Consider the following 24976-nt stretch of genomic DNA (forward strand, 5'->3'; position numbering starts at 1 on the left):
CTGGAGAGCCGTTTTTGAGCCAGGAATACACTGAAGACAAAGACGTCACATTGACGAAGTTAAGCAGCGGGCGCCGACTTCTGGAAGCGCTACTCATCCTTATTGCCCTTTTTGCCGTCTGGTTGATGGCTGCCTTACTCAGCTTTAACCCTTCGGACCCCAGCTGGTCGCAAACCGCGTGGCACGAGCCTATTCATAATCTGGGGGGAATACCCGGCGCATGGCTGGCGGACACGCTGTTCTTTATTTTCGGCGTCATGGCCTACACCATTCCCGTAATCATTGTTGGCGGCTGTTGGTTTGCCTGGCGGCATCAGGCCAGTGATGAATACGTTGATTATTTTGCCGTGTCGCTTCGCATTATCGGCGTTCTGGCGCTGATTCTTACTTCTTGCGGACTGGCGGCAATCAATGCCGACGACATCTGGTATTTCGCCTCAGGTGGCGTGATTGGCAGTTTGCTAAGTACCACTTTGCAACCTCTGCTGCATAGCAGCGGGGGAACGCTCACACTGTTATGTATCTGGGCTGCTGGGTTAACTCTGTTTACCGGCTGGTCATGGGTGAGTATTGCGGAGAAATTAGGGGGCTGGCTGCTAAATATTCTGACATTTGCCAGCAACCGAACTCGTCGTGATGATACCTGGGTCGATGATGAAGAATATGAAGACGACGAGTTTGTCGACGCTGCCGAAGGAAAACCGCATGAATCGCGTCGGGCACGTATTCTTCGCGGCGCATTAGCGCGTCGTAAGCGCCTGGCTGAAAAATTTACCAACCCGCTTGGGCGTCACACCGATGCTGCGCTGTTCTCCGGCAAACGCATGGATGATGAAGATGAAATAGAATACAGCGCCCGTGGCGTCGTTGCCGATCCTAATGATGTCCTGTTCTCTGGAAATCGGGCGACGTTGCCAGAATATGATGAATTCGATCCGCTTCTCAATGGACACTCTGTAGCAGAGCCAGTGGCAGCTGCGGCGGCGGCCACTGCAGCAACGCAGGCCTGGAGCGCTCCCGTTGACCCATTGATGCAAACCCCGCCTGCATCGGGCACAGTTCCTGTTCAGCCTACTCCTGCAGTTGCATGGCAATCTGCGCCGGGGCCACAGACTGGTGAACCGGCTATCGCGCCTGGACCAGAAGGGTATCCGCAGCCAAATCAGTACGCACAGCCATCTGTACAACCTTATGAAGCGTGGCAACAACCGGCGCCTGTTGAGCCCCAGCCGCAATATTCCGTTCCTCCTGTGGCTGACGTTGGTTATGAGCAGCCGATGATGCCAGAATCGCAAATGCCCTGGCAGACGCAAGAGCCGGTAGCGGAACAAAGCTGGCAACCTGAACCGGTTTATCAGCAGAATGCTCCTCTCCAGCCACAGTCTGTCTATCAGCAGGAGACTATTCCATCGCAACCAGTTGTTCATCAGCAATCCATTGTTGAACCGCCACCTGTTGTTGAGCCGGAACCGGTTGTTGAAGAGACTAAACCAGCTCGTCCTCCGCTCTACTATTTTGAAGAAGTGGAAGAGAAACGTGCGCGCGAACGTGAACAACTCGCAGCATGGTATCAGCCAATTCCGGAACCTGTGACAGAGCCAGAACGGGTGAAACCGTCTATGCCGACAACTGCCGCCATACCGCCAGTTGAGTCTGTCGTTGCCGCTGCACCAATGGCCACAGGGGCGAAAAATGCAGCTCTGGCTACCGGGGCTGCCGTTGCTGCCGCACCTGTGTTTAGTCTGGCTGGTGGTGCGCCACGTCCGCAGGTGAAAGAAGGTATTGGACCGCAGTTGCCACGCCCGAACCGTGTCCGCGTGCCAACGCGTCGTGAACTGGCCTCGTATGGCATAAAATTACCGTCGCAGCGAATTGCTGAAGAAAAAGCGCGTGAAGAGCAAATTGATTCGGATACGCAATATAGTGACGATGAAATTGATGCAATGCATCAGGATGAGCTGGCACGTCAGTTCGCGCAGTCCCAACAGCATCGTTATGGGGAAGAGTATCAGGACGGTACAAACCAAGCTGAGGATGAAGATTCTGCTGCAGAAGCGGAGTTAGCCCGTCAGTTTGCATCTTCCCAACAGCAGCGCTATTCCGGCGAACAACCTGCGGGCGCTAATCCGTTCTCACTGGATGACTTTGCATTCTCACCGATGAAAGCTCTGGTCGATGACGGCCCGCATGAGCCGCTGTTTACCCCGAGCGTGATGCCGGAGGAGCCTGCACCAGCGCCGCAATATCAACAACCGCCACAGCCTGTAGCACCGCAGCAGCATTATCAGCAGCCGCCGCAGCCTGTAGCATCGCAGCAGCATTATCAGCAGCCGCCACAGCCTGTAGCACCGCAGCAGCATTATCAGCAGCCGCCGCAGCCTGTAGCATCGCAGCAGCATTATCAGCAGCCGCCGCAGCCTGTAGCGCCGCAGCAGCATTATCAGCAGCCGCCACAACCTGTAGCACCGCAGCCGCAGGATAGCTTGATCCATCCATTACTGATGCGTAATGGTGACAGCCGCCCGGTACAACGTCCAACCACACCGCTGCCCTCGCTGGATCTGTTGACGCCACCGCCGAGTGAAGTTGAACCAGTGGATACCTTTGCGCTGGAGCAAATGGCGCGTCTGGTTGAAGCCCGACTGGCGGATTTCCGCATTAAAGCTGATGTCGTGAACTATTCACCGGGTCCGGTTATTACCCGTTTTGAACTGAACCTGGCCCCTGGTGTGAAAGCTGCGCGTATTTCGAACCTCTCCCGCGATCTGGCTCGTTCGTTGTCGACCGTTGCGGTGCGTGTGGTAGAAGTGATTCCAGGTAAACCGTATGTGGGACTGGAACTGCCGAATAAAAAACGTCAGACCGTCTATCTGCGTGAAGTTCTGGATAACGCGAAGTTCCGCGAAAATCCATCTCCGCTGACAGTCGTGTTGGGTAAAGATATTGCAGGCGAGCCGGTCGTTGCTGACCTGGCAAAAATGCCTCATCTGCTGGTTGCAGGAACCACCGGCTCCGGTAAGTCGGTTGGGGTAAACGCCATGATCCTCAGCATGCTGTACAAGGCACAACCGGAAGATGTCCGCTTTATCATGATTGACCCGAAAATGCTGGAACTTTCCGTTTACGAAGGTATCCCGCATCTGTTGACTGAAGTTGTTACAGATATGAAAGATGCGGCCAATGCTTTGCGCTGGAGCGTCAATGAAATGGAGCGTCGCTATAAGCTGATGTCGGCGCTTGGCGTACGTAACCTTGCTGGTTATAACGAGAAAATCGCTGAAGCAGCCCGTATGGGGCGTCCGATTCCTGACCCGTACTGGAAACCTGGCGATAGCATGGACGTTCAGCATCCTGTGCTGGAAAAACTGCCGTATATCGTCGTGTTGGTAGATGAATTCGCTGATCTGATGATGACCGTCGGTAAAAAGGTGGAAGAACTCATCGCTCGTCTGGCACAAAAAGCACGTGCGGCGGGCATCCACCTGGTACTGGCGACTCAGCGTCCGTCGGTTGATGTTATTACTGGTTTGATTAAAGCCAACATTCCAACCCGTATCGCCTTTACCGTTTCCAGTAAGATTGATTCACGCACCATCCTCGACCAGAGTGGCGCAGAGTCTCTGCTGGGCATGGGGGATATGCTTTATTCCGGGCCTAACTCCACTATGCCAGTGCGTGTGCATGGCGCATTTGTGCGCGACCAGGAAGTGCATGCAGTTGTTCAGGACTGGAAAGCGCGTGGGCGTCCACAATACGTTGATGGCATTACCTCCGACAGCGAAAGCGAAGGCGGTGGCGGTGGTTTTGACGGTGGTGAAGAGCTGGATCCGCTGTTTGACCAGGCCGTCAAATTTGTCACGGAGAAACGTAAGGCCTCAATCTCCGGCGTTCAGCGTCAGTTCCGTATTGGTTACAACCGTGCCGCACGCATCATTGAACAGATGGAAGCGCAGGGAATTGTCAGTGAGCAGGGACATAATGGTAATCGTGAAGTGCTGGCGCCGCCTCCCTTCGATTGATTGCAAAGTTAAGTAATTCAGTATTTTCTACTTTCCTCATGCTGATTTTTGGCCTGGAATGGATAGCAGAGGGATCTCCCCGTCGGGAGTGACGTATTTTGAGGAATAACGATGAAAAGAATCGCAATCACCTGTGCATTACTGTCGAGCTTTGTGGTTAGCAGCGTCTGGGCTGATGCTGCCAGCGATCTGAAAAGCCGTCTGGATAAAGTCAGTAGTTTCCATGCCAGCTTCACCCAGAAGGTGACGGATGGCAGCGGAGCGGCAGTACAGGAAGGTCAGGGTGACTTATGGGTTAAACGTCCGAACCTGTTTAACTGGCATATGACACAGCCTGACGAGAGCATTCTGGTATCCGATGGCAAAACGCTGTGGTTCTTTAACCCGTTTGTTGAGCAAGCAACGGCCACCTGGCTGAAAGATGCCACGGGGAATACACCGTTTATGCTGATTGCGCGCAACCAGTCCAGCGACTGGCAACAATACAATATCAAGCAAAACGGTGATGACTTTGTGCTGACCCCGAAAACCAGCAGCGGTAATCTGAAGCAGTTCACCATTAATGTCGGGCGTGATGGAACAATCCATCAGTTCAGTGCTGTCGAGCAGGACGATCAACGCAGTAGCTATCAGCTGAAGTCTCAGCAGAATGGTGCAATTGAACCATCAAAATTCACCTTTACCCCGCCACAAGGTGTGACGGTGGACGATCAACGTAAGTAGAGGCGCGTGAGTGGGCAATCTGTCGCTCGATTTTTCTGATAATACCTTTCAGCCACTGGCCGCGCGTATGCGGCCAGAAAATTTAGCACAGTATATCGGCCAGCAGCATTTGCTGGCCGCAGGCAAGCCCTTGCCGCGTGCCATTGAGGCAGGGCACCTGCACTCCATGATCTTGTGGGGACCACCCGGTACGGGTAAAACAACACTCGCCGAAGTGATTGCTCGCTACGCTGATGCAGATGTTGAACGCATTTCGGCGGTCACCTCTGGTGTGAAAGAAATTCGTGAGGCCATTGAGCGTGCGCGTCAGAACCGCAATGCAGGTCGGCGTACAATTTTGTTCGTGGATGAAGTTCATCGTTTTAATAAAAGCCAGCAGGACGCGTTTCTCCCGCATATCGAAGATGGCACCATTACATTTATTGGCGCCACGACCGAAAATCCCTCTTTTGAACTTAACTCGGCATTACTGTCGCGTGCGCGTGTCTATCTACTGAAATCGTTAACCACCGAAGATATTGAGCAGGTGCTGGACCAGGCGATGACAGATAAAGCGCGTGGCTACGGGGGACAGGATATTGTCCTGCCGAATGAAACACGTCGGGCGATTGCGGAACTGGTGAATGGTGACGCGCGAAGGGCGTTGAACACGCTGGAAATGATGGCTGATATGGCCGAAGTCGATGACAGCGGAAAACGTGTTTTACAGACAGCATTACTGACTGAGATTGCCGGGGAGCGCAGCGCGCGCTTTGATAATAAAGGCGATCGCTTTTACGATCTGATCTCGGCGTTACACAAATCGGTACGCGGCAGCGCACCGGATGCGGCGCTTTACTGGTATGCACGGATCATTACCGCCGGTGGCGATCCGTTATATGTCGCGCGCCGTTGTCTGGCAATTGCTTCCGAAGATGTGGGAAATGCCGACCCACGGGCTATGCAAGTGGCAATTTCAGCATGGGATTGTTTCACTCGCGTAGGGCCTGCAGAAGGCGAACGAGCGATAGCTCAGGCGATAGTTTATCTGGCCTGTGCGCCGAAAAGTAATGCAGTCTATACCGCCTATAAAGCAGCGTTGGCTGATGCCCGCGAGCGTCCGGATTATGATGTGCCTGTGCATTTGCGTAATGCCCCGACGAAGCTGATGAAAGAAATGGGCTACGGACAGGAATATCGCTACGCTCATGATGAGCCGAATGCGTATGCTGCCGGTGAAGAGTACTTTCCGCAGGAACTGGCACAAACGCGCTATTATCACCCCACAAACAGAGGTCTTGAGGGTAAGATTGGCGAAAAGCTCGCCTGGCTTGCCGGGCAGGATCAAAATAGCCCTATAAAACGCTACCGTTAGCGCGATCGTTGCGGTAATGTTGGCAATGTATCCCTGTGATCGCAGGCTGTGGTCACTTTCTCCTATTTTAATTCGATAAGCACAGGATAAGCATGCTCGATCCCAATCTGCTGCGTAATGAGCCAGACGCAGTCGCTGAAAAACTGGCAAGCCGGGGCTTTAAGCTGGATGTAGATAAGCTGCGCGCTCTTGAAGAGCGTCGTAAAGTTCTGCAGGTACAAACAGAGAACCTGCAGGCAGAGCGTAACTCTCGATCGAAATCCATCGGCCAGGCAAAAGCGCGCGGAGAAGATATCGAGTCTTTACGTCTGGAAGTGAACAAACTGGGCGAAGAGCTGGATACCGCGAAAGCTGAACTTGATGCCTTGCAGGCCGAGATCCGCGATATTGCACTGACCATTCCTAACCTGCCAGCGGACGAAGTTCCGGTGGGTAAAGATGAAAATGACAATATCGAAGTCAGCCGTTGGGGTACTCCTCGCGAATTTGATTTCGAAGTGCGCGATCACGTCACGCTGGGTGAAATGCATACCGGTCTTGATTTCGCTGCTGCGGTTAAGCTAACGGGTTCTCGTTTCGTGGTAATGAAAGGGCAGATTGCACGTATGCACCGTGCGCTGTCTCAGTTCATGCTGGATCTACATACCGAACAGCATGGTTACAGCGAAAACTACGTTCCGTATCTGGTTAACCATGACACGCTGTACGGTACAGGTCAGTTGCCGAAGTTTGCCGGTGATCTGTTCCATACGCGTCCGCTGGACGAAGAAGCCGATAGCAGTAACTATGCGCTGATCCCAACGGCAGAAGTCCCGCTGACCAACCTGGTACGCGATGAGATCATTGACGAAGATGCACTGCCGATCAAAATGACCGCGCATACGCCATGTTTCCGTTCTGAAGCCGGCTCTTACGGTCGTGACACTCGTGGTCTGATCCGTATGCACCAGTTTGATAAAGTTGAAATGGTGCAGATTGTTCGTCCTGAAGATTCTATGGACGCACTGGAAGAGATGACAGGCCATGCTGAGAAAGTACTTCAGCTGCTGGGACTGCCGTACCGTAAGATCATTCTATGCACTGGTGACATGGGCTTTGGCGCATGCAAAACCTATGATCTGGAAGTGTGGATCCCGGCGCAGAATACTTACCGCGAGATCTCCTCCTGCTCAAACGTGTGGGATTTCCAGGCACGTCGTATGCAGGCTCGTTGCCGCAACAAATCCGACAAGAAGACGCGTTTAGTGCATACGCTGAACGGTTCTGGTCTGGCTGTGGGACGTACCTTGGTTGCTGTGATGGAAAACTACCAGCAAGCTGATGGCCGCATTCAGGTTCCGGAAGTATTACGTCCCTATATGAATGGTCTGGAATACATCGGTTAAGCCATCTTTTTCTGTTAAAAAAGCGCCTGTGGGCGCTTTTTTTATGCCTGCTTGATACCGGACAATAACCCTTACCTCATTAGTGGTAATACTACCTTCGAATGAAGGTCAGTATTTATCTCTGTCTTTACGCAAATTCACTATATACCAGTCTGTATAACGATAATATCGATATATAAATATCTATACAACGAGTATTTCTTTTTTGTTTATTGTGAGCAGCAGAGTGAGTCACTATGAAAACTAAGATCCCCGATGCCGTACTGGCAGCTGAGGTGAGTCGTCGCGGTTTGGTAAAAACGACGGCGATAGGCGGACTGGCGATGGCCAGTAGCGCATTTACCCTGCCATTTACCCGCATAGCAAATGCCGCAGAAGCCATTAATCCGGCGCAGATCAATGAGAAAGTGATCTGGAGCGCCTGTACGGTGAACTGCGGTAGCCGCTGTCCGTTGCGTATGCATGTGGTGGATGGTGAAATAAAGTATGTTGAAACCGATAATACCGGCGATGACAATTATGACGGCCTGCACCAGGTTCGTGCCTGTCTGCGCGGCCGCTCCATGCGTCGTCGCGTCTATAACCCGGACCGTCTGAAATATCCGATGAAGCGTGTCGGTAAGCGCGGTGAAGGCAAATTCGAGCGTATAAGTTGGGATGAAGCCTACGATATTATCGCCAGCAATATGCAACGTCTGATCAAAGACTACGGTAACGAGTCTATTTACCTCAACTACGGTACCGGTACGCTGGGAGGCACCATGACGCGCTCATGGCCGCCGGGAAAAACGCTGGTTGCTCGCTTGATGAACTGTTGTGGCGGCTATCTGAACCACTACGGTGACTACTCTTCTGCGCAAATTGCTGCTGGTCTGAACTATACCTATGGCGGCTGGGCGGACGGTAATAGCCCGTCTGATATCGAAAACAGCAAGCTTGTTGTTCTGTTTGGTAATAACCCTGGTGAAACCCGCATGAGCGGTGGTGGGGTAACGTATTACCTTGAGCAGGCGAGGCAGAAGTCAAATGCCCGTATGATCATTATAGATCCTCGTTATACCGATACTGGTGCGGGGCGCGAGGACGAATGGATCCCGATTAGACCGGGCACCGATGCGGCGCTGGTCAATGGTCTGGCGTACGTATTGATCAGCGAAAATATGGTTGATCAACCGTTTCTCGATAAATACTGCGTGGGATACGATGAGAAAACCCTTCCGGCAGGTGCGCCAAAAAATGGCCACTACAAGGCTTACATCCTCGGGCAGGGTAAAGATGGTATAGCGAAGACTCCGGAATGGGCTGCGCAGATAACAGGTATTCCGGCTGACCGTATCGTTAAGCTGGCACGTGAGATTGGTAGTGCCAAACCCGCCTATATCAGCCAGGGCTGGGGACCACAGCGTCATGCTAACGGTGAAATTGCTACCCGTGCTATTTCCATGCTGGCTATTCTGACCGGTAACGTCGGTATTAACGGCGGTAACAGCGGCGCGCGTGAAGGCTCTTACAGTTTACCGTTTGAACGTATGCCTACGCTGGAAAACCCTGTTGAAACTAGTATCTCGATGTTTATGTGGACCGACGCGATTGAACGCGGCCCGGAAATGACGGCGCTACGTGACGGCGTTCGTGGAAAAAATAAACTCGACGTTCCGATTAAAATGATCTGGAACTATGCTGGTAACTGTCTGATTAACCAGCATTCCGATATCAACCGCACTCACGAAATCCTTCAGGATGATAAGAAGTGCGAAATGATTGTTGTCATTGACTGCCATATGACGTCCTCGGCTAAATACGCCGATATTTTGCTGCCAGACTGCACAGCTTCCGAACAAATGGATTTCGCCCTCGACGCTTCGTGCGGGAATATGTCCTATGTGATATTCACCGACCAGGCCATCAAGCCACGCTTTGAGTGCAAGACTATCTATCAAATGACCAGCGAGCTGGCAAAACGCCTGGGCGTCGAGCAGCAGTTTACTGAGGGTCGTACTCAGGAAGAGTGGATGCGTCATCTGTACGAGCAGTCACGCAAAGCGATACCTGAATTGCCGACGTTTGAAGAGTTCCGCAAGCAAGGGATCTTCAAACAGCGCGATCCCGAAGGACATCACGTAGCTTACAAAGCATTCCGCGAGGATCCAAAAGCAAATCCACTTACCACGCCATCGGGCAAGATCGAAATTTATTCTCAGGAACTGGCGGATATCGCAGCAACCTGGGAACTGCCTGAAGACGACGTGATTGATCCATTGCCAATCTACGCCCCGGGATTTGAAAGCTTAAACGATCCGTTGGCGGATAAATTTCCCCTGCAGTTGACGGGATTTCACTATAAGTCTCGCGTTCACTCAACCTATGGCAACGTTGATGTTCTGAAAGCATCTTGCCGCCAGGAAATGTGGATTAACCCGCTGGACGCGCAAAGACGTGGTATTAACAACGGCGACAAAGTACGTATCTTTAATGACCGTGGCGAGGTGCATATTGAGGCGAAAGTAACGCCACGTATGATGCCAGGCGTTGTGGCGTTAGGTGAGGGGGCATGGTATGACCCGGATGTGAAACGTGTGGATCAGGGCGGTTGTATTAACGTGCTGACAACCCAGCGTCCTTCTCCTCTCGCCAAGGGGAACCCGTCACATACGAACCTTGTTCAGGTTGAAAAGGTGTAAGGAGTAACCGATGACAACCCAGTATGGATTTTTTATTGATTCCAGCCGTTGCACCGGTTGCAAAACCTGCGAACTGGCCTGCAAAGACTACAAAGATTTAACTCCGGATGTCAGCTTCCGTCGTATTTATGAATACGCTGGCGGCGACTGGCAGGAAGATAACGGCGTCTGGCATCAAAACGTTTTTGCCTATTATCTCTCCATCGCATGTAACCACTGCGAAGACCCGGCCTGCACCAAGGTTTGTCCGAGCGGAGCTATGCACAAACGTGAAGATGGTTTTGTGGTCGTTGATGAGGACGTGTGCATCGGATGTCGTTATTGCCATATGGCCTGCCCTTATGGCGCTCCGCAATACAATGCTGCTAAAGGGCATATGACCAAGTGTGATGGCTGTCATGACCGTGTTGCAGAGGGTAAAAAACCAATCTGCGTTGAGTCCTGCCCGTTACGTGCACTGGATTTTGGCCCGATTGATGAACTGCGTAAAAAGCACGGAGAACTGGCTGCGGTTGCGCCATTGCCGGGTGCGCACTTCACCAAACCTTGTATTGTGATCAAGCCTAACGCCAATAGCCGCCCTACAGGGGATACCACGGGTTATCTGGCAAATCCGAAGGAGGTGTAAGATGGGAAGTGGATGGCATGAGTGGCCGCTGATGATCTTCACTGTTTTCGGACAGTGTGTGGTTGGTGGCTTTATTGTTCTGGCACTGGCGCTGATGAAAGGGGATTTACGCCCTGAATCACAACAACGTGTGATTGCCTGTATGTTTGGCTTGTGGGTGTTAATGGGGATCGGTTTTATTGCTTCCATGCTGCACCTGGGGTCACCTGTGCGAGCCTTTAACTCACTCAACCGTGTAGGTTCTTCTGCACTGAGTAATGAAATCGCCAGCGGCTCGCTCTTCTTCGCCGTTGGTGGTATCGGTTGGTTGTTGGCGGTATTGAAAAAAATGTCACCAGCATTACGTAATCTTTGGCTGGTTGCCACCATGGTACTGGGCGTAGCTTTTGTCTGGATGATGGTACGTGTGTATAACACCATTGATACGGTACCAACTTGGTTCAGTATCTGGACGCCGCTGGGCTTCTTCCTGACGCTATTTATGGGGGGGCCACTGCTGGGTTATTTGCTGCTGCGCGTTGCCGGAATTGATGGTTGGGCAATGCGACTGCTGCCGGCTATTTCAGTACTTGCACTGGTGGTAAGCGCCATCATGTCCGTGATGCAGGGGGCTGAGTTGGCAACTATCCACAGTTCAATTCAGCAGGCATCTACCCTTGTGCCGGATTACGGTTCGCTGATGGCATGGCGTATTGTGGCATTGGCTTTAGCGCTGTGCTGCTGGATAGTGCCGCAAGTAAAAGGCTATCAACCAGCAATACCACTGCTTTCAGTCGCATTTATACTGCTGTTGGTGGGTGAATTGATCGGTCGCGGCGTGTTTTATGGTCTGCATATGACAGTCGGCATGGCAGTTGCCAGTTAAAGTCTGTTTGTCGGCATGATATGAAAGCCGGGGTTAATACCCCGGTTTTTTTACATCTGACTGGTAATAACAGAAAAAAAGACAAAATGAACCATGAAATTTTTCGACTGAACGTAACGGGGCAGTTTTGTTTTAGATCAATTTAAACAATCAGATGGCGTCAGGCAGATTATCATCATTGATGATGAGAATTAGTATTTCAAATCGATCACATTGAAATCGTGCTACAGGCCGTAGTCAGCCGATTGACAATGTTTTTGGCAGTGGCATGATGCGCATGAAATTTGAACTTCCTCACGGTTTTTATTCATGTCCACCTATACCCGACCCGTCATGCTGCTGCTGTGCGGGCTGCTTCTATTGACCCTGGCGATCGCCGTGTTAAACACGCTCGTCCCGCTTTGGCTCGCCCATGAAAATTTGCCAACCTGGCAAGTGGGAGTGGTCAGCTCGTCTTATTTCACCGGCAATCTGATTGGGACATTACTTACCGGGTATTTAATTAGACACCTTGGCTTTAATCGCAGCTATTACATTGCATCGTTTATTTTTGCAGTGGGTTGTGTGGGATTGGGCGTTATGGTGGGATTCTGGAGCTGGATGACCTGGCGCTTTATTGCGGGCGTAGGTTGCGCCATGATTTGGGTGGTGGTGGAAAGCGCGCTAATGTGCAGCGGAACTTCGCGTAATCGCGGACGCTTACTTGCTGCATATATGATGGTCTATTACGTGGGGACGTTTTTAGGACAGCTGTTGGTCAGTAAAGTATCGACAGAATTAATGAGCGTTCTGCCATGGGTTACTGGCACGATCCTGGCCGGTGTCTTACCGTTGCTCTTTACGCGCATTGTGAACCAACAGAGTGATGATCATCATTCGACGACCCCAATTGCCTCCATGTTGAAGCTTCGACAGGCTCGTCTGGGCGTGAATGGCTGTATTATTTCCGGAATTGTGCTGGGTTCTTTGTACGGTTTGATGCCGCTGTATCTCAATCATCAGGGAGTCAGCAATGCCAGCATTGGCTTCTGGATGGCCGTTCTGGTCAGCGCCGGGATTCTGGGGCAATGGCCGATTGGTCGTCTTGCGGATAAATTAGGCCGTCTGTTGGTTTTGCGTGTGCAGGTGTTCGTGGTGATCCTCGGTAGTATCGCTATGCTGAATCAGGCGGCGATGGCACCCGCGTTGTTCATGCTGGGAGCGGCAGGTTTTACCCTCTATCCGGTAGCAATGGCCTGGGCCTGCGAGAAAGTTGAGCATCATCAACTGGTCGCCATGAATCAGGCACTGTTATTAAGCTATACCGTGGGTAGCCTGCTTGGACCGTCATTTACCGCCATGCTGATGCAGAATTATTCTGACAGCGTGTTGTTTATTATGATCGCCAGTGTGTCGTTTATTTATTTGCTGATGCTGCTTCGTAAGGCTGGGCATACACCAAACTCTGTGGCGCATGTCTGAGTTGTATTAAGTAAAATAGCGTGAAGTTCCTGTTGGCTGCTAACAGTGGCGAGTTGTTGCAGATGCTCAGCCTCATCCAGCCAGCACACCAGCTGTTGAATAATCCTGATATGCTGAGTGCCATCAGATGCGACAAGTACAATAATTATCCGTACTTCAGGCTAGCCAGGAAAACATACTGGCGTGGTCAAGGCATAGCAATGACAAATGCGTCTCATGGCTGCTTTTCAGACGTTATGGTGCTCTTATTCCAGAGGCATAAGGGATTTGGGTACGACATAGTGCTTGCCATCATATCGTAGCAATGTTGTCGTTTTGCCTGGTTTGTCCTTTGATACACACTCGCCATTGGCGTCAGTATGTGTGGTGGATGCTACGTTTTTCTCGGTTACCCGTATATTGGCGTATCCCTTCTGTGAGCCGGGTTCCAGAGCCAGGGTGCGTTTAACATCGTTAAATGTGCCTGCACAGTTTCCATCCCATTCGCCGCTGCTATTTTCAAGCACAATACCGTTTAATATTGTCCGTAACTGGTTATCCTCAATGACAAACAGCGACAGTGCATCTTCACTCATAGGGTTCACTCGTGAGCTGCCGTTGCGCATGATATGCAAGCCGAATGCAGTCTGGTTAGGTTTAACTTTCCAGCGTGCTGTATCAAGAGTAATGCCTGTAATACGAAAAGCGTCATCGTCCATACGCGTAGGAAGATTTAATCGCTGTTTGACGTTGAGGGTAGCGGAATCCAGTACCAGAAGTTCCAGATCGCCTGAGTGATCGTAATCGGTATACTGCTGAGACATCAATGGAACCGCTGCCAGTGTCAGCTCCGGTTGTGCCGGCCAGACCTTGCAAATTGCGCTTTGGGGAGAATTGGCGCTGGTGGTGATAACCTGGTTATCTTTGGTGATGATGCCCTGCGGTGTAGATGTTGCATCTGGCCACGCATGCTGGACGATGGCATTGATATCGCAGCTGCTGGCGGCATTTACGCACTGGGCTGACAGCAGTAAAACTCCTGAGATGAATAAGCGCTTCACATCCTTTCCTTTGTTATGACCTGAATATCAGATGCTTTAGATAGCAAAACGGCTGCCCTGATGGCAGCCGTTTCGATGAGGCAAAAAATCAATACATCACTTTGTGACCATATTGCTCAAGGATACCTTTCACGCGCTCCATGGTCTCTTTCTTCGGCGGCTTAACACCATCCAGTTTGTACTCTTCGCCCATCGCCACCCATTTGTGTTTACCCAACTCGTGATAAGGCAGTAGTTCGATTTTTTCTACGTTGCCCATATCACGGGTAAACTCACCCAGACGGTGCGCGGAATCGTCATCGTCAGACCAACCGGGGACGACAACGTAGCGGATCCACACTTTAATATCTTTGTTGGACAGGTAGCGAGCAAATTCCAGTGTACGATGGTTAGATACACCCACAAGGTTCTGATGGATTTCGTCGTTCATCTGTTTAAGATCGAGCATCACCAGGTCAGTCACTTCCAGCAGTTCATCAATAACTGGATCGTAGCGGCGAACAAAACCGTTAGTATCAAGACAGGTATGAATGCCTTCTTTCTTACAGGCACGAAACCAGTCACGAACAAATTCAGCCTGCAGGATGGCCTCACCGCCGGATGCCGTTACGCCGCCACCGGAAGCATTCATAAAGTGGCGATAAGTCACCACTTCTTTCATTAACTCTTCGACAGTAACTTCTTTGCCACCGTGCGTATCCCACGTATCACGGTTGTGGCAATACAGGCAGCGCATCAGGCAGCCCTGGAAGAAAGTGATAAAACGGATGCCTGGGCCGTCTACGGTGCCACAGGATTCAAAGGAGTGAATGCGACCAATAACTGACATTGCGGTGTTTCTCCAGGTGTGGCCCATCCGGGGCCTGTGTTAGTGCACAGTTGTTCACTGTGTCGAGTCTGTTTTGGCAGTCATCCATAAGTATAGATAGCTGGCGAAAGAGACTTAGTTGTTAAAAAGGCCCCACTTACGTGGAGCCTTTATTGTACGCTTTTTCAGTCAGACTGGGAATTACATGGTCTGAGTGAAGGTACGAGTGATAACGTCCTGCTGCTGTTCTTTAGTCAGGGAGTTAAAACGTACTGCGTAGCCAGAAACACGGATGGTCAGCTGCGGATATTTTTCCGGATGTTCCATCGCATCCAGCAGCATTTCGCGGTTCATGACGTTCACGTTCAGGTGCTGACCACCTTCGATGGACGCTTCATGGTGGAAGTAACCATCCATCAGACCAGCCAGGTTGGTCTTACGAACTTCGTCGTCTTTACCCAGAGCGTTCGGAACGATAGAGAAGGTGTAAGAGATACCATCTTTAGCGTAAGCAAACGGCAGTTTTGCAACAGAGGTCAGAGAGGCAACAGCACCTTTCTGGTCACGACCGTGCATTGGGTTAGCACCAGGTCCGAACGGCGCGCCAGCACGACGACCATCTGGGGTGTTACCTGTTTTCTTACCATACACAACGTTAGAAGTGATGGTCAGAACAGACTGAGTCGGGATAGCGTTACGGTAGGTAGTCAGTTTCTGAATTTTCTTCATGAAACGTTCTACCAGGTCAACCGCCATGTCATCAACGCGAGAGTCGTTGTTACCAAACTGCGGGTATTCGCCTTCGATTTCGAAGTCAACAGCCAGGCCGTCTTCGTCACGAATCGGTTTAACTTTCGCATATTTGATTGCAGACAGGGAGTCTGCAGCAACGGACAGACCAGCGATACCACACGCCATGGTGCGGATAACATCACGGTCGTGCAGCGCCATCAGAGAGGCTTCGTAGCTGTACTTATCGTGCATGTAGTGGATAACGTTCAGTGCGGTGACGTACTGTTTTGCCAGCCAGTCCATGAAGTGATCCATGCGCTCCATAACTTCGTCGAAGTTCAGGACGTCGCCTTTGATCGGCTCAGACTTAGGACCAACCTGCATTTTCAGTTTTTCATCAACGCCGCCGTTGATTGCGTACAGCATGGTTTTCGCCAGGTTTGCACGCGCACCGAAGAACTGCATTTGTTTACCAACAACCATTGGGCTTACGCAGCAAGCGATAGCGTAATCGTCGTTGTTGAAGTCCGGACGCATCAGGTCATCGTTCTCGTACTGCAGAGAAGAGGTATCGATGGACACTTTAGCGGCGAATTTCTTGAAGTTCAGAGGCAGTTTTTCAGACCACAGAACGGTGATGTTCGGCTCCGGAGAAGGACCCATGGTGTACAGGGTGTTCAGGAAGCGGAAGCTGTTTTTGGTAACCAGAGTACGGCCGTCAACGCCCATACCACCGATAGATTCAGTTGCCCAAATCGGGTCACCGGAGAACAGTTCATCATATTCAGGGGTACGCAGGAAGCGAACCATACGCAGTTTCATGACCAGGTGGTCAATCATTTCCTGAGCGTCTTGCTCGGTGATTTTGCCTGCTTTGATATCGCGTTCGATGTAAGCATCCAGGAAGGTGGATACACGACCGAAGGACATTGCTGCACCGTTCTGAGACTTAACAGCGGCCAGGTAGCCGAAGTAGGTCCACTGGATAGCTTCCTGAGCGTTGGTAGCCGGACCAGAGATATCGCAGCCATATTTAGCAGCCATTTCTTTGATCTGACCCAGCGCGCGGTGCTGTTCAGCGATTTCTTCACGCAGACGGATAGTCGCTTCCAGGTTTACGCCATTTTCCAGATCGGATTGCAGAGAAACGAACTGAGCGTATTTGTCTTTCATCAGGTAGTCGATACCGTACAGCGCAACGCGACGGTAGTCACCGATGATACGACCACGGCCATACGCATCTGGCAGACCAGTCAGAACACCGGATTTACGGCAGTTCAGAATGTCTTTGGTATAAACATCGAATACACCCTGGTTGTGGGTTTTGCGGTATTCGGTGAAGATTTTTTTCAGCATCGGGTCCAGTTCGCGATTGTACGCTTTGCAGGAACCTTCAACCATTTTGATGCCGCCAAACGGGATAATTGCACGTTTCAGCGGAGCTTCAGTCTGCAGACCAACAATTTTCTCGAGCGCTTTGTTGATGTAACCAGCGTCGTGAGAAGTGATGGTAGAAGCAACGGAGGTGTCAAAGTCAACAGGCGCGTGAGTGCGGTTTTCCTGTTTAACGCCTTCCATCACGCTGTCCCACAGTGCGGTGGTCGCTTCAGTCGCGCCAGCCAGGAAGGACTCGTCACCCTCGTACGGAGTGTAGTTTTTCTGAATGAAGTCACGGACGTTTACTTCATTCTGCCAATCACCTTTGGTAAAACCTTCCCAGGCTGTGGCTAACTTTTCATTAAGCTCGGACATGTAACACCTACCTTCTTAAGTGGATTTTTTATTTACTGCGTGTAATGAACATCAACAAATTAATGATGATCGTTACCACGCAGGTAAATGACCCAGTATGTCAACCCGACCAACAAACCGCCGCCGATAATGTTACCGATCGTAACCGGAATCAGGTTATCGGTGATGAAATTCATCACGGTCAGGTGAGAAAAATTCTCCGGAGAGGAACCGACTGCGGTCCAGAATTCCGGGGTGGCGAAATCGCGTATTACGATACCCATAGGGATCATAAACATGTTTGCGATACTGTGCTCAAAACCGCTGGCAACAAACATTGCGACCGGTAATACCATGATAAACGCTTTGTCCATCAGGCTGCGACCTGAGTAGCTCATCCATACGGCCAGACATACCATCAGGTTAGCCAGAATGCCAAGGCTAACAGCCTCAACAAAAGTATGGTGCACTTTGTGATCGGCTGTTTGTAGAACGTTAAGCCCCCATGCGCCATTGGCGGTCATGTACTCGCCAGAAAGCCACATCAGTAACACGAAGATGAGGGCGCCAATCAGGTTGCCGACATATACGTTAAGCCAGTTCTTTGCCAGTTGGCCCCAGGTAATACGACCACTCGCCTTAGCGACGACAATCAGTACCGTTGAGGTGAAGAGGTCTGCACCGCAGACAACACACAGGATCAACCCCAGGGAAAAGCAGATACCACCCACCAATTTTGCCATACCGAAAGGCATTGTTCCGGTGCCGGTGGTGGCGGTGATATAGAAAACAAAGGCAATTGAAATGAATACACCGGCAGTAATTGCCAGATAGAACGTCTTAAGCGGATGTTTCGTTGCTTTATAGACGCCTGCTTCTTCGGCAACTTTGGCCATTGCAGCAGGTAGAATAAGATCAAAAGGGTTGTCAGCTTTCACACTAACTCTCTCTTTATTAAGTCGGCGACGAGATACTAACAAAGCATTATAGATGAGAATTTGATATAGATCATATCTCGCCTGGCTTATAGGCCCGTAAGACGCATGGTTTTTATGCAATTACGGTGTAACTTTTTGATTATCCAAGTAAAAATAAATTTTAAAAATTATAAAGTGAGTTGAATTTTTTCCTTTTGCCCCCTGTTGAGCAGTTAATTAAAATGGAGTAATTGCAATAAAAGGTAACATTACTAAGTTAATTTTTTTAATATCAACTACTAATATTTAACCTTGCTTTTACATTTATTTTTGATTACGCAAAAATAAAAAAATGGGGCACTAAAAGCGCCCCGTAATATAGCGTAGTCAATTGTTGAAGCCTACTCAGAGTAGGCTGTTTGCCACTATTTTGACCAGTGTGCTGCTTTAGCACGCTGCAATTTTTCGTAGGCTTTCAGCAAAGACTGATGTGCCGGGAACGCTTGCAGATCGTTGTCAACGGGCTGGAGGCCATAGAAAGGCGCTTCTCCGCTCAATGCCGCACTTGCCGCTTCAACGGCATCAGCACCGTACATGCGAACAAAGGCATTCAGATATTGCAGCGGTTGCCGATCTTCTTCTTGCGACAGCAGCAACAGCGTTTGCAGACAACGGTAATAGTTTGCACGTTCGGCGCTAAAGACAGAGGCGTTAAATTCCATCGTCCATTCCGTCCAAATCAATGCCTGCTCCAGGTCGCCACCAGCCAGAGCCAGCATGACTTTTAACTCGCCAATGCGCAGGGTAGACCAACCGTTGTCCGGACCAGTCGCCAGGCCCAGCAGTTCACGCACGCGAGTAAAGTCGTCAAAACCTTCTTCATCCAGTTGTTCGAGCAGATTGAGATAGTCTTCTTTATCCCATTCACTGCCCGGCAGAGAAAGGATTGTCTCACGCAAATGCGCGCCCATACCGTTGTTCGCTAACCACAAATCTTCAGCCGGATAGATGTCAGACATACCGGGAACGATAATGCGGCAAGCGTACACGCCCAGGTGTTCGTAGTCGGCGATATACACTTCTTTATCTTCAGTGTTGAAGATAGCCATCAGGGTGGCGAACTCCTGTTCCGTGGTTCCGGAGAAATTCCAGTCGACGAACGGATAATCAGCATCCTGTTTGAACAGATCCCAGGAGATCAAGCCGCTGGAATCGATGAAATGAGTTTCGAGGTTGGTGTGTTCAGCGACTTCTTCGTCGTCGAAGGTCGGCGGAGTGAACACATCGAGATCTTTCAGACCACGGCCTTGTAACAGTTCGGTGACTGTACGTTCCAGTGCCACGCCAAAATCAGGATGTGCGCCGAATGAAGCAAAGCAGGTGCCATTGGCAGGGTTAAACAAAACCACGCAGATTACTGGGTATTTGCCGCCCAGAGAGCCGTCATACGCGAAAATCGGGAAACCTTCCGCTTCCAGTTTGGCGATGGACTCGACAACCGCCGGATAGCGCGCCAGCACGTCGGCAGGAATTTCCGGCAGGCTGATGCTTTCCGCGATAATACGATTCTTCACATAACGTTCAAAGACCTCAGACAAACCCTGAACGCGCGCTTCATTAGGCGTGTTACCGGCGGACATCCCGTTAGATACGTACAGGTTGCCGATAATGTTCATCGGAATATAGACGGTCTGGTTATCAGACTGGCGGGTAAACGGCAGGCCGCAGACACCGCGTTCTTCATTGCCTGACTGCAGATCGATAAGCATGCTTCCGGTCAGTTCATTTTCTGGATCGTAGAATGCGCGCAGACGCGGATCCAGCAGACCTTCCGGAACGTTGTCGTCTTCGGTCAACGGGAACCATTTTTCGTTCGGATAATGCACGAACGGACTGTTAGCGATGGTTTCACCCAACCAGAAATCAGCAAAGAAGTAGTTAGTGGACAGACGCTCAAAATATTCACCCAGCGCGGAAGCCAGCGCTGCTTTTTTCGTCGCGCCCTTACCGTTGGTGAAGCACAGTGCGCACTCTTTATCGCGGATATGTACAGACCAGACGTTAGGAACGGGGTTTAACCATGAAGCTTCTTCAATATGGAAACCGAGGTCGAGCAATTTTTGCTGGAAGCGGGCGATGGAATCTTCCAGAGCGGCATCTTTGCCGGGGATAAATGTTTGCGTCATGAAAATCACTTTTGTCGTACGGAAAGCGCGCAATGATACGGGTTTTAAATGAATGGCGCTATCGCAGCTACCACTGCGGCGTAAATAAAAGTATTGGCTATGCTTTCACACAGTCCACAACGTTTAGAGCGTAAGAATGAAAGCATTTGATTTGCAGCGTATGGCTCTTGATAAGGTGCCAATGGATTTTCTTGGCGAGGTTGCTCTGCGTAGCCTCTATACCTTTATATTAGTTTTCCTTTTCTTAAAGCTCACAGGACGGCGTGGCGTTCGTCAGATGTCACTTTTTGAAGTGCTGATTATTTTGACGCTGGGTTCAGCTGCGGGTGATGTGGCGTTCTATGACGATGTCCCTATGCTTCCGGTACTGGTGGTTTTTATGACCCTGGCGCTGCTTTATCGTTTAGTGATGTGGTTAATGGCACATAGCGAAAAGCTGGAGGATTTGCTGGAAGGCAAGCCAGTGGTCATCGTTGAGGATGGCGAACTGGCATGGTCAAAGCTTCACAACGCCAATATGACGGAATTCGAATTCTTTATGGAGCTACGTCTCAATGGTGTCGAGCAACTTGGGCAGGTCAGGCTGGCGATTCTTGAAACGAACGGGCAGATTAGCGTCTATTTTTTCGAGGATAAACAGATCAAACCCGGACTAAGCATTCTTCCCAAACACTGCACACAACGATTTAAGGTTGTACCTGAAGCGGGAGACTATGCCTGCGTACGTTGTAGTGAAGTGATCCAAATGAGTGCGGGCGATCATCAATTATGTCCGCGCTGTGCAAATCCAGAATGGTCGAAGGCCAGCCGGGCAAAACGCGTCACCTGACAGCGAAAATCTCGGTTTTTTTCCGTCAATCCGATAGATTCTGTTGTGTGATGCATCGCTCATTTTTACCCTGGTCATTTTTACCCATTGCGGCGCGTGTCACTGAATGATAAAACCGATATCCACAGGAATAACTTATACCCAATGTCTGTCACAGGAATTATCGTAACGACAGGATGTTGATCGGATAACAACACAACGTGGTGAGGGGAAATGGCTCAGGTCTTCAATTTTAGTTCAGGTCCGGCAATGCTACCGGCAGAAGTACTTAAACTGGCTCAACAGGATCTTTGTGACTGGAATGGTCTTGGCACGTCGGTAATGGAAATTAGCCACCGGGGTAAAGAGTTTATTCAGGTCGCAGAGGAAGCCGAGCAGGATTTTCGCGATCTTCTCAGTATCCCCTCCAACTATAAAGTGTTGTTCTGCCATGGTGGTGGTCGTGGGCAGTTTGCCGGTATCCCATTAAATATTCTGGGTAATAAAACTACGGCAGATTACGTTGATGCCGGTTACTGGGCAGCCAGTGCTATTAAAGAAGCGAAAAAGTACTGCACGCCGAATGTTATTGATGCCAAAGTTACCGTTGACGGCCTGCGTGCTGTCAAGCCAATGAGCGAATGGCAGCTTTCTGATAACGCGGCGTACCTGCACTATTGTCCGAATGAAACCATCGATGGCATTGCGATCGATGAAACGCCGAAGTTTGCCAGCAATGTGGTGGTGACGGCGGATCTATCCTCCACCATTCTTTCCGGCCCGCTGGATGTTAGCCGCTATGGCGTTATCTATGCTGGAGCACAGAAGAATATCGGTCCGGCAGGGCTGACGATTGTTATTGTTCGTGAAGATTTACTGGGTAAAGCCCACGTGTCCTGTCCGTCGATCCTTGACTACACCGTACTGAACGACAATGACTCCATGTTCAATACACCACCGACTTTTGCCTGGTATCTTTCTGGTCTGGTCTTTAAATGGCTGAAAGAACAGGGTGGTGTTAATGCTATGGATAAAATTAACCAGCAAAAAGCAGAGCTACTGTATAGCGTGATTGATAACAGTGACTTCTACCGCAATGATGTCGCGAAGTCTAACCGCTCACGCATGAACGTACCGTTCCAGTTAGCTGACAGCTCGCTGGATAAACTCTTCCTGGAAGAGTCGTTCGCAGCGGGTTTGCATGCGCTGAAAGGACATCGGGTTGTCGGCGGTATGCGAGCGTCTATCTACAATGCCATGCCGCTTGAAGGTGTGAAAGCGCTGACCGATTTCATGATCGATTTCGAGCGTCGCCGCGGTTAATTTGTTGTTTCTTTTCATCCCCGCAGCCAGCCTGTGGGGGTTTTTATGTCTGTTTTTGAGAGTTAAGTTTCATGGAATCCCTGACGTTACAACCCATTGCGCGGGTGGATGGCACCATCAATCTGCCTGGATCCAAAAGTGTTTCTAACCGCGCTTTGCTGCTGGCTGCATTAGCGAATGGTACTACTGTCCTTACAAACCTGCTGGACAGCGATGATGTTCGCCATATGCTCAATGCTCTGAACGCGTTAGGGATTAGCTATACCCTTTCAGCCGATCGCACTCGCTGTGAAATTACTGGCAATGGTGGCCCATTACATGCCGAAGGCGCTGTCGAACTGTTTCTTGGCAATGCCGGAACCGCGATGCGCCCTTTAGCTGCTGCGCTGTGTCTGGGAAATAATGATATCGTGCTGACGGGTGAACCGCGCATGAAAGAGCGCCCGATTGGTCATCTGGTAGATGCACTACGCCAGGGCGGAGCAGAGATTGAATACCTTGAGCAGGAAAACTATCCGCCTTTACGTCTGCGCGGTGGTTTTGTTGGCGGGCAGGTAGAGGTTGACGGCAGTGTTTCCAGCCAGTTCCTGACGGCGTTATTGATGACCGCACCGCTGGCACCGCAGGATACGACGATCGCGATTAAAGGCGAACTGGTGTCAAAACCCTACATCGACATCACACTGAATTTGATGAAAACGTTTGGTGTTGAAATTGAGAACCAGAATTACCAGCGCTTTGTGGTGCAGGGGGGGCAGCAGTACCAGTCTCCGGGTCATTACCTGGTAGAAGGGGATGCGTCATCAGCCTCTTACTTCCTCGCTGCCGGAGCGATTAAAGGCGGTACAGTAAAAGTCACTGGGATTGGCCGCAATAGTATGCAGGGCGATATTCGTTTCGCTGATGTGCTGGAAAAAATGGGCGCGACCATTACCTGGGGGGACGACTTCATAGCCTGTACGCGCGGCGAATTAAACGCTGTTGATATGGACATGAATCACATCCCGGATGCGGCAATGACCATTGCCACCGCAGCGCTTTTTGCTAAAGGTACGACGACCTTACGTAATATCTACAACTGGCGTGTCAAAGAGACCGACCGTCTGTTCGCAATGGCGACAGAGTTACGTAAAGTTGGTGCTGAAGTGGAAGAGGGGCATGATTTTATCCGTATTACACCGCCAGCATCGTTAACATTCGCGGACATCGCGACCTATAACGATCACCGTATGGCGATGTGTTTCTCTCTGGTGGCGTTATCTGATACGCCAGTTACTATTCTTGACCCTAAATGTACCGCAAAAACCTTCCCGGATTACTTTGAACAGCTGGCGCGTATTAGTACGCCTGTCTGATTTGATCGCCGCACCATCGGGTGCGGCACATTCTTACGCTTTCTGACATCCCCGATTGTCCATTTATTCTACACTCAGCTTCAATGACTCTGTATTTTTCACACAAAGATAACGATCGTTGACGTTGGCGCGTATAATGCGCGGCGTTCACGTTAACGGTATGCCTGTTTAAGGAGAAAAAGATGACGGCAATTGCCCCGGTTATTACCATTGATGGCCCAAGCGGTGCAGGTAAAGGCACCTTGTGCAAGGCAATGGCGGAAGCATTGCAGTGGCATCTGTTAGATTCTGGCGCGATTTATCGTGTACTGGCGCTCGCGGCGTTACATCACCATGTTGATGTCGCTTCTGAAGATGCGCTGGTCCCGCTTGCGTCGCATCTGGATGTGCGCTTTATCTCAACAGACGGCAATCTGGAAGTTATTCTGGAAGGTGAAGATGTTAGCGGTGAAATCCGCACCCAGGAGGTGGCTAATGCTGCATCTCAGGTGGCTGCGTTTCCTCGTGTTCGTGAAGCACTTTTACGTCGCCAACGCGCCTTTCGCGAAGCGCCGGGATTGATCGCTGACGGACGTGATATGGGGACAGTGGTGTTCCCTGACGCACCGGTGAAAATTTTTCTGGACGCGTCCTCGCAAGAACGTGCGCATCGACGTATGCTACAGTTGCAGGAGAAGGGCTTTAGTGTTAACTTTGAACGCCTTTTGGCCGAGATCGAAGAACGCGACGACCGCGATCGTAATCGTGCTGTAGCGCCATTAGTTCCTGCTGCCGATGCTTTAGTTTTGGACTCAACCCGATTAAGCATTGAGCAAGTGATTGAAAAAGCGTTACAATACGCGCGCCAAAAACTGGCACTCGCTTAAGTGCGACCGAATTTGCAGTACCCCCGTTGCAATGGAATGACAGCGGGTATGTTAAACAACCCCATCCGGCATGGAGCCAGGTGGACGTTAAATA

The 24976-nt window shown here is 50.6% G+C and carries 18 protein-coding genes; 12 read left to right on the forward strand and 6 right to left on the reverse strand.

From position 1 onward, the window contains the following. Window positions 1–14 precede the first annotated feature (14 nt). The 8 genes from ftsK (at window position 15) to AACS05_RS07375 (ending at window position 13116) form a co-directional block, all read left to right on the forward strand. Complete coding sequence (gene ftsK / locus AACS05_RS07340; protein ID WP_045441248.1) at window positions 15–4019, forward strand: DNA translocase FtsK; 4005 nt, start codon at window positions 15–17, stop codon at window positions 4017–4019. 111 nt (window positions 4020–4130) lie between these two features. Next, window positions 4131–4742, forward strand: coding sequence for an outer membrane lipoprotein chaperone LolA (gene lolA / locus AACS05_RS07345; protein WP_040233939.1), 612 nt, complete (start codon window positions 4131–4133; stop codon window positions 4740–4742). 10 nt (window positions 4743–4752) lie between these two features. Further along, window positions 4753–6096, forward strand: coding sequence for a replication-associated recombination protein RarA (gene rarA, locus AACS05_RS07350; protein ID WP_045441249.1), 1344 nt, complete (start codon window positions 4753–4755; stop codon window positions 6094–6096). A 92-nt stretch (window positions 6097–6188) separates the two neighbouring features. Further along, window positions 6189–7481: a serine--tRNA ligase gene (gene serS / locus AACS05_RS07355; RefSeq protein ID WP_045441250.1), complete on the forward strand. Its 1293-nt coding sequence runs from the start codon at window positions 6189–6191 to the stop codon at window positions 7479–7481. Between the two features lie 236 nt (window positions 7482–7717). Next, window positions 7718–10162, forward strand: a complete 2445-nt coding sequence (gene dmsA, locus AACS05_RS07360; RefSeq protein WP_045441251.1) for a dimethylsulfoxide reductase subunit A — start codon at window positions 7718–7720, stop codon at window positions 10160–10162. Window positions 10163–10172: 10 nt separating this feature from the next. Next, a complete protein-coding gene (gene dmsB / locus AACS05_RS07365) occupies window positions 10173–10790 on the forward strand; it encodes a dimethylsulfoxide reductase iron-sulfur subunit DmsB (protein ID WP_045441252.1) in 618 nt (205 codons plus the stop codon). Window position 10791: 1 nt separating this feature from the next. Continuing rightward, complete coding sequence (locus tag AACS05_RS07370) at window positions 10792–11655, forward strand: dimethyl sulfoxide reductase anchor subunit family protein (RefSeq protein WP_045441253.1); 864 nt, start codon at window positions 10792–10794, stop codon at window positions 11653–11655. A gap of 309 nt (window positions 11656–11964) precedes the next feature. Further along, window positions 11965–13116 (forward strand): MFS transporter, encoded by a 1152-nt coding sequence (locus tag AACS05_RS07375; protein ID WP_045441254.1) that lies wholly within the window; start codon window positions 11965–11967, stop codon window positions 13114–13116. Here the strand turns inward: AACS05_RS07375 and AACS05_RS07380 are convergent. From AACS05_RS07380 to ycaO, 6 genes are all read right to left on the reverse strand, one after another. Next, window positions 13056–13265 carry a PTS sugar transporter subunit IIA gene (locus AACS05_RS07380; RefSeq protein WP_081918189.1) on the reverse strand — a complete coding sequence of 70 codons (210 nt, stop codon included), beginning with the start codon at window positions 13263–13265 and terminating at the stop codon, window positions 13056–13058. The two genes, AACS05_RS07375 and AACS05_RS07380, sit on opposite strands and share 61 nt — an antisense overlap. A 96-nt stretch (window positions 13266–13361) precedes the next feature. Further along, window positions 13362–14156, reverse strand: a complete 795-nt coding sequence (locus AACS05_RS07385) for a hypothetical protein (protein ID WP_052369272.1) — start codon at window positions 14154–14156, stop codon at window positions 13362–13364. 88 nt (window positions 14157–14244) lie between these two features. After that, window positions 14245–14985, reverse strand: coding sequence for a pyruvate formate lyase 1-activating protein (gene pflA / locus AACS05_RS07390; protein WP_045441255.1), 741 nt, complete (start codon window positions 14983–14985; stop codon window positions 14245–14247). 180 nt (window positions 14986–15165) lie between these two features. After that, on the reverse strand, window positions 15166–17448 hold the full coding sequence (pflB, locus tag AACS05_RS07395) for a formate C-acetyltransferase (protein WP_045441256.1): 2283 nt from the start codon (window positions 17446–17448) through the stop codon (window positions 15166–15168). Between the two features lie 59 nt (window positions 17449–17507). Continuing rightward, window positions 17508–18365, reverse strand: coding sequence for a formate transporter FocA (gene focA / locus AACS05_RS07400; RefSeq protein ID WP_003831909.1), 858 nt, complete (start codon window positions 18363–18365; stop codon window positions 17508–17510). 404 nt (window positions 18366–18769) lie between these two features. Beyond that, window positions 18770–20530, reverse strand: a complete 1761-nt coding sequence (gene ycaO, locus AACS05_RS07405; RefSeq protein ID WP_045441257.1) for a 30S ribosomal protein S12 methylthiotransferase accessory factor YcaO — start codon at window positions 20528–20530, stop codon at window positions 18770–18772. A gap of 136 nt (window positions 20531–20666) precedes the next feature. Between ycaO and AACS05_RS07410 the strand changes: the two genes are divergently transcribed. The 4 genes from AACS05_RS07410 (at window position 20667) to cmk (ending at window position 24882) form a co-directional block, all read left to right on the forward strand. Beyond that, window positions 20667–21359: a DUF421 domain-containing protein gene (locus AACS05_RS07410; RefSeq protein ID WP_045441258.1), complete on the forward strand. Its 693-nt coding sequence runs from the start codon at window positions 20667–20669 to the stop codon at window positions 21357–21359. Between the two features lie 213 nt (window positions 21360–21572). After that, window positions 21573–22661 carry a 3-phosphoserine/phosphohydroxythreonine transaminase gene (gene serC / locus AACS05_RS07415; protein ID WP_045441259.1) on the forward strand — a complete coding sequence of 363 codons (1089 nt, stop codon included), beginning with the start codon at window positions 21573–21575 and terminating at the stop codon, window positions 22659–22661. A gap of 71 nt (window positions 22662–22732) precedes the next feature. After that, window positions 22733–24016 carry a 3-phosphoshikimate 1-carboxyvinyltransferase gene (aroA, locus tag AACS05_RS07420; protein ID WP_045441260.1) on the forward strand — a complete coding sequence of 428 codons (1284 nt, stop codon included), beginning with the start codon at window positions 22733–22735 and terminating at the stop codon, window positions 24014–24016. 182 nt (window positions 24017–24198) lie between these two features. Next, entirely contained in the window at window positions 24199–24882 is a 684-nt protein-coding gene (gene cmk / locus AACS05_RS07425) for a (d)CMP kinase (RefSeq protein WP_045441261.1), read from the forward strand. Window positions 24883–24976 lie beyond the last annotated feature (94 nt).

This window comes from Citrobacter sp. S-77 (assembly GCF_963864895.1).
GTDB classification, from domain to species: Bacteria; Pseudomonadota; Gammaproteobacteria; order Enterobacterales; family Enterobacteriaceae; genus Citrobacter; species Citrobacter murliniae.

Bases quoted from the DNA above. Each gene is read 5' to 3' on its own strand.
- lolA (WP_040233939.1), top strand. From the start codon at position 4,131: ATGAAAAGAATCGCAATCACCTGTGCATTACTGTCGAGCTTTGTGGTT.
- aroA (WP_045441260.1), top strand. From the start codon at position 22,733: ATGGAATCCCTGACGTTACAACCCATTGCGCGGGTGGATGGCACCATC.
- dmsB (WP_045441252.1), top strand. From the start codon at position 10,173: ATGACAACCCAGTATGGATTTTTTATTGATTCCAGCCGTTGCACCGGT.
- ycaO (WP_045441257.1), bottom strand. From the start codon at position 20,530: ATGACGCAAACATTTATCCCCGGCAAAGATGCCGCTCTGGAAGATTCC.
- AACS05_RS07375 (WP_045441254.1), top strand. From the start codon at position 11,965: ATGTCCACCTATACCCGACCCGTCATGCTGCTGCTGTGCGGGCTGCTT.
- serC (WP_045441259.1), top strand. From the start codon at position 21,573: ATGGCTCAGGTCTTCAATTTTAGTTCAGGTCCGGCAATGCTACCGGCA.
- pflB (WP_045441256.1), bottom strand. From the start codon at position 17,448: ATGTCCGAGCTTAATGAAAAGTTAGCCACAGCCTGGGAAGGTTTTACC.
- serS (WP_045441250.1), top strand. From the start codon at position 6,189: ATGCTCGATCCCAATCTGCTGCGTAATGAGCCAGACGCAGTCGCTGAA.
- dmsA (WP_045441251.1), top strand. From the start codon at position 7,718: ATGAAAACTAAGATCCCCGATGCCGTACTGGCAGCTGAGGTGAGTCGT.
- AACS05_RS07370 (WP_045441253.1), top strand. From the start codon at position 10,792: ATGGGAAGTGGATGGCATGAGTGGCCGCTGATGATCTTCACTGTTTTC.
- pflA (WP_045441255.1), bottom strand. From the start codon at position 14,985: ATGTCAGTTATTGGTCGCATTCACTCCTTTGAATCCTGTGGCACCGTA.
- cmk (WP_045441261.1), top strand. From the start codon at position 24,199: ATGACGGCAATTGCCCCGGTTATTACCATTGATGGCCCAAGCGGTGCA.
- AACS05_RS07410 (WP_045441258.1), top strand. From the start codon at position 20,667: ATGAAAGCATTTGATTTGCAGCGTATGGCTCTTGATAAGGTGCCAATG.